The sequence below is a fragment of the Guyparkeria sp. SCN-R1 genome, assembly GCF_003932495.1.
GTDB lineage: Bacteria > Pseudomonadota > Gammaproteobacteria > Halothiobacillales > Halothiobacillaceae > Guyparkeria.
Map to the genome: position 1 here is coordinate 1 of NZ_QZMT01000062.1, position 330 is coordinate 330.

Genomic DNA, 330 nt, shown 5'->3' on the forward strand with positions numbered 1-330 from the left:
GGTATTGTTATTGGTAAAAAAGGTGAAGATATTGAAAAGCTAAAGGCTGATCTTGTTAAGAAAACGGGTCTTCCAGTTAACATCAATATTGAAGAAGTTAAAAAGCCTGAGTTGGATGCTAAGTTGGTTGCTGAAAGTATTGCCCAGCAATTAGAAAAGCGTATTCAATTCCGTCGTGCGATGAAGCGTGCAGTTGGTAATGCAATGCGTCTTGGAGCTCAGGGTATTAAGGTTGCTGTAGCTGGTCGTTTGAATGGTGCAGAAATTGCACGTACTGAATGGTATAGAGAAGGTCGTGTGCCTTTACATACATTCCGTGCAGATATTGAT

The 330-nt window shown here is 40.6% G+C and carries 1 protein-coding gene; it reads left to right on the plus strand.

What is annotated here, in order from left to right:
• On the plus strand, positions 1–330 hold a 330-nt coding region (rpsC, locus tag D5687_RS11185), incomplete at both ends, for a 30S ribosomal protein S3 (RefSeq protein ID WP_125199833.1).